A 5,424-nucleotide genomic window follows, 5' to 3' on the forward strand; every position below is an offset into this window, starting at 1 on the left:
GCCCCATCAAAACTTCAACCTGCCGCAACTTCGAGACAATCTCTTCGGGCTTCGGTCGCTTGTTCGCCATTCTCAGTCCTCCGTTTCCTAAACATAACGGTGGACCAGTTCAGATGGGGAGGCTCACGCCCAGTCCGAGGTCCGGAACAGGGTGACGATGACTCTCGCCTGCCAATAGAACGCGACTCCAAAAGCCAGTAGGGCATTTGCAAACAGAAGGAATACAAGGAGGGAAACAACGAAGGACATGAGCTAATCTTAGTAACCAGCGGCGAACTGTTCAACTCGCACTGCTGACATTGACCTGAGACCCATTTCTATTTCGATATTTGTGATGTCTTGAATCAGTGCGGTATTTTCAGACGTCAGATTGTTTAGCTCAGCAGTTATTATTGGTTCCCCAATCCTAAAAGTGTGGCGTTACCTGTGGTGCGATTAATATCTAGAAATCTACGCGGGATGCTTTCGGAACGTAAGTTGATTGGGTTTAATCGATATCGGAAAACGTCGCTGGTGGTGAGAACCTTGTTACAATTAAAAAGGTGTTCAATGATAAAAATCGGTCGTTCGTCGTGTAGATTTTTGGGGTCGATAAGTACCCCGAACTCAAGCTGATAACTCCCCGATGAAATGGTCGCAAAAGCAGTCAAACAAGATCGATTGGCGTAGGAACTGTCGAAAACCAATGAGGCTGATGACACGCTACTTACTTCACTTCTAAGGACAGTGTTTCCATGTTCGCGAGCAGCTGCATCGGCACCTTCAAGTAGTTCAAGTATGACGTCCTCAGCCAGAAGAAACGATAGAGACGCTTCATAGCTAAAATTGACAATAATCGAACGGTCCAAAATGTGAATGCTGCGTGTTTCTGATCTAATTTCTGCTTGCCCTGAGGTCGCACAGCTTAAGATGATGCCGGACATTATGAAGAGCGCTGTACATCGCCAAGGAAGCATCGCCGATATCTTAAAGTATTTACCAAATAGCGAACTTGATATCATAGTGTCCAATAGCCAGATACGGTTGCTTTTGTCTCGTGCAATCGTAGCGAGAGCGGTCAAGGTCTTTGCTGTTACAAAAACCCATGACAGAACTTTTGGTGTTTTGGAAGGTTTTGATCCCGTAAGCGAAAGCGGTCGTTTGAACTTCACTCAGCATTCGGCAGTCTGAGTTCCTTCCGAATATTCGCCGAGACGGCGCCGGTATATGTTAGGCTGTTGAGCCAACGTCTGGTCAGCGCAGTGGCAGGGTGTGGTGGATCGGAGGAGCACACCAAACTGACCTGCCATACGTGCGTGCCGATCGGCCTGGAGCAACGAGAGAGGATCAAACGAAAGGCGATTGTATACTTGATAAACCCGCAACTGGCCCAAATACTCTGGCGACGAACAGCCTTCCTCGCGGCCCTGGGTGTTTCCTCCAAGGGGCGCTCGGCATTCGCGGACAACAAAACAGAAAAACGCCAAACAGGCCTTAGCCCTGTCTTAGCCTGATCACCTCTTCAACCAGGTGATTGGTATACTGAATGACGGAATGCAAAACGGTGTTCTTGTCGCGCTCGGGGGTGAGGTTCAGCTTGGGCGCGGGGTCAATTGGGTCATCGACCAAGGGCACATCCTGGGACGAAGCGCCGCCGTATTGAACAGCCGCGCGGGTCAGGTCGTCGGGTCCCAATGCGCCTCCGGCAAGTATCAGTTCAGCCATGTCATGCCACTGTCTGGCCTCGCCGCCACGTTTTCCGACGCGGCCGTTGCGATATCGGACGGACCATGATCCGATCAGGGCCTTGGCCATTAGCTGATCCTCTGAACGCAGCGGGAAATGTGCCAGCCGGGCGGTTCGGGATGCGCGGGATTTCACTTTGCTGCCGTCGGCGTCGAACAGCCTGTGCGAGCCCTTCGACAGGCGGGCATTTCCCAGATAGGCTGCGGGGACCGTGACCTTCGAGCGGCCGTTGGGTTCGTGTTCAAGACGGTGCCGAATTCGCTCGATCGGGTTTCGGATCGCGCGATCGTCGGACGCGGTGGGCACGTATGTGACCCAGGGCAGCGACAGAACGGTTGGCCCCTCCATCTCTGTTCTGAAATCCTGAGCATCGGCCAGGATGAATTCGTCTGCATCCAGCGGGAACACGCGAAGGGGGTTTTCGGTTTTCAGTATGGTTTCAAGCGCATCGGTCAGAATTTCATGCTGCCTGTGGTCGACGCCGGGCTTGAACTGCAAGGTGCATGCAAGCCCCTCGAGCTGCAGGTTTTCCACGATTTCCGGGGTCTTGTCCGAGCTGCCATTATCTATGACCAGGATCTTGTCCAGATACCTCAGATTATGGCGCAGCATTGCTTCGATAATGTCTTCTTCGTTTTTGACGACGGAAACACCTACCAGCATTGATCGACCTATCTTGGCGCATAGAGAAAGTTGATGTTCTGCGGGTATCGGCGCCATTCTTCGACTTTGGTGTAATTGAAGGCGGACAGGTATTCATCGACCGCGGCGATATTCTCGTTTTGAACCTCGATAAAGATTTTCGGAGCATAGCGCTCTAGCGTATTCGAAAACCCCTTGAGAACTTCGAGTTCCATACCTTCGACGTCGATCTTCAGAAAGTCGATCTTGTCGCCCGCCAGCAAGGCGTCGCCGGTGCAAATCTGGATAGACCCGCCGCCGTCCGAGATCCGTGAGGCGCCCGTGTTTCGGGCCCTGAACGAAATGCTGGCGTTCTGCCTTTCGTGAGATCCCAGCGCCAGGCCCAGCTTGGACATGTCGCAGATATCATCGAGCCGGTTCAGAAATATGTTGGCGCGCAGCGCTGGAAGCACCTCGGGGTTCGGCTCGATACACATGATGCTTGCCGGCTGCAGAAACAGCCCAAAGAAAATCGTGTGGTTCCCGACATTGGCGCCGATATCGCAGAATGCCATTCCCGGCGTCGTGTGCCTGGCGATGAGTTGCAGTTCTTCCTGCTCGTAAAAGTTACCGGCCTGGTGTTCTTTCTGAATGACGTCATTCAGATGCGTTGAAAGGAAGAACACATCGCGACCGTCGATCGAAGCCCTGGTCGTTCTTGACCGGCCATTAAAGACCTCGACCGTGTTCCCAGTTGCGTCAAACATCATGTCCCCCTTATCCACACCGATTTGATAGCAGCCGGGGCAATGAGGGAACAATCGCAAAAGTGGGGCGCGGGCGGGTTCCCGTTATCGTCTTGGGCGATGCGCTGGGGGTGTGGCCCGGGCCGACGTGAGGGCGCCATGCGGGCCTGAGGGCGATTGAACCGCACCGGTATGTCCGGTGCGGTTACAGATCAAAACAGCAGATTGGGCAGGAACATTGCGATCTGAGGCACGTAGGTGATCAGAAACAACGTCGGCAGCCAGGCGAAGATGATGAAGATCATGGTCGGTTTGATCATGGCCTGAACAGATACCCCGGTGACTCGCGACCCAAGAAAGAGCAAGGGCGCCGTCGGCGGAGTGATGTTGCCCATTCCCATATTCACGCCCAGCACGGCCGCAAAATGGATAGGGTCCATACCCGCGCTTACCGCGATCGGCGTCAGCAGCGACGCGCTGAGGACCAGCCCGCTAAAGTCATCCATCAACATGCCGATCAGGATCATCACCACGTTGATCATCAGCAGGACCGCGACCGGATTGTCCGAGACGGAGTAGATCATTTCGCGCGCGATCGTGGGCACGTCTTCGAAGATCAGGAACTTGCTGACAATCAGCACCATGAAGATCATCACCATCACAACGCCGATCGTGACGCTCGACTCTTTGAGAGTTTCCCAAAAGACCTTCAGGGTCAGGCCCTTGTAGACCCAAAAGCCGACGGGGATCGCGTATATCGCCGCCACGCCCGCGGCTTCGGTCGGGGTCATGATGCCCCCATAGATCCCGCCAAGGATGATGACGGGCATGATGATCGCGGGCACGGCGTTGAACGTGGATTTCCGCAACGCAACGATAGGGCTGCCCTCGATCTTGACCAGCTCGACCCCTTTGACGTTTCGCAGCATCACGAAGTTCACGACGATCAGGAAGAATGTCAAAAGCAGACCCGCGGCCAATGCGGCTAGGAAGCATTTCAGCACAGATTGCTGCGTGAGCCAGGCATAGATCAGCTGGGCGCCGCTTGGCGGGATAAGCAGGCCCAGCGGGCTTGCACATACCAACAGGGCCGCCGAGAAACCCTCGGGATATTTGTTCTTGCGCAGATGCGGGAACATGATGGACCCGATGCAGGTCAACGTGGCCGCACCGCTGCCCGAAATGGCGCCGAACATCGCGCTTGCCAATACGCAGGCGCCGCTGAGGCCGCCTTTGATGCCGCCAAGCAGCAACTCGGCGATCTCGACGATAGGGCCGGCAATTTTCCCCTTTTGCATCAGGTCGCCCGCGACCACGAACAAGGGAATGACCAGAATGATGATGGTGTTCATTTTCCAATGTCCGGTCCCCATAAAGGCCGAGACATTATGATCACCAAGAAATGCAATCAGGATAAGCACGCCGCCGAATGCCATGGGGACAGCAACGCCCGCGACCAGCAGTACGACGACCAACAGGATGGATAGACCCAGCAGCATTAGTTTTCCTCCCCCAGCTCGCGGTTAGCCGCGATTTTGTCTTCAAGAACCTGCGGGCCGAACCGCAAGAGAACATAGACGTGCAGCATTCCGTAAAGGACCATGAAGAGCACACCGACAAAGATGCCGAGATGGGCAACAAAGAAGGGTATCTTCAGCGCGATCGTTTTTTGCCAGAACGGGTATTGGGAAATGCCGTTGGCCAACAAAAGGAACGTCCAATACAGCATGAAGCAGCAGATGGAGGTTTCGATAATGTGCAGCAAAAGATGGCGGATCCATTTGGATCGGATTGACTTGAAGCAGGTCTCAAGCAAATCCGCTCTGATCTGGGTGTCTTGATAGCTTGCGACACCGCTTGCCAGGAAATAGAGCCAGAACGAAATTGGCAAAAGCCATTCTTCGTAGGCAAATAGATCCCAATGCAGAATATACCTGAATATCACGACCAGTAGAAAAGTCGCCGGAAGAATAAGTGTCGCGATGGCGCTGATCGCCAGTTTGATCGCCACCAGTTCCTTGATTAGCCGTCCGATCCCCGAGGGGAGTCTATCTGCAAGTTCCATATCGCCTGCGCTCCTTTTGCAAATAGATCGCGCGCAGGTTCGAGACCCGCGCGCGATCAGGTTTATCTGCTTAGTTGCTCAGACGATCGAGAATGTCCTGGCCGATACCATCCGCGACGGTGGGCCAGATTTGTTCTTTCACGGTGAGCCTCCCCATCTGAACTGGTCCACCGTTATGTTTAGGAAACGGAGGACTGAGAATGGCGAACAAGCGACCGAAGCCCGAAGAGATTGTCTCGAAGTTGCGGCAGGTTGAAGTTTTGATGG

General features: G+C 54.0%; 6 protein-coding genes. 1 reads left to right on the plus strand and 5 read right to left on the minus strand.

The window, feature by feature from the left end; genetic code table 11:
* Positions 1 to 855: 855 nt before the first annotated feature.
* On the plus strand, positions 856 to 1,170 hold the full coding sequence (locus OE856_RS13575; RefSeq protein ID WP_263716696.1) for a hypothetical protein: 315 nt from the start codon (positions 856 to 858) through the stop codon (positions 1,168 to 1,170).
* A gap of 303 nt (positions 1,171 to 1,473) precedes the next feature.
* On the opposite strand, the gene OE856_RS13580 is transcribed toward OE856_RS13575, so the two are convergent.
* The 5 genes from OE856_RS13580 to OE856_RS13600 all read right to left on the minus strand — a co-directional run.
* Complete coding sequence (locus OE856_RS13580; RefSeq protein ID WP_263716697.1) at positions 1,474 to 2,388, minus strand: glycosyltransferase family 2 protein; 915 nt, start codon at positions 2,386 to 2,388, stop codon at positions 1,474 to 1,476.
* Positions 2,389 to 2,396: 8 nt separating this feature from the next.
* Positions 2,397 to 3,113, minus strand: coding sequence for an FkbM family methyltransferase (locus tag OE856_RS13585; protein ID WP_263716698.1), 717 nt, complete (start codon positions 3,111 to 3,113; stop codon positions 2,397 to 2,399).
* Positions 3,114 to 3,304: 191 nt separating this feature from the next.
* Positions 3,305 to 4,591: a TRAP transporter large permease gene (locus tag OE856_RS13590; RefSeq protein ID WP_263716699.1), complete on the minus strand. Its 1,287-nt coding sequence runs from the start codon at positions 4,589 to 4,591 to the stop codon at positions 3,305 to 3,307.
* Positions 4,591 to 5,157: a TRAP transporter small permease gene (locus tag OE856_RS13595; RefSeq protein WP_263716700.1), complete on the minus strand. Its 567-nt coding sequence runs from the start codon at positions 5,155 to 5,157 to the stop codon at positions 4,591 to 4,593. Before OE856_RS13595 ends, OE856_RS13590 begins: the two co-directional genes overlap by 1 nt.
* A gap of 70 nt (positions 5,158 to 5,227) precedes the next feature.
* Positions 5,228 to 5,424, minus strand: a 197-nt coding sequence (locus OE856_RS13600) for a hypothetical protein (protein WP_263716701.1), incomplete at its 5' end; no start/stop codon positions are given.

The sequence above is a fragment of the Actibacterium sp. XHP0104 genome (assembly GCF_025751515.1).
GTDB lineage: Bacteria > Pseudomonadota > Alphaproteobacteria > Rhodobacterales > Rhodobacteraceae > Actibacterium_D.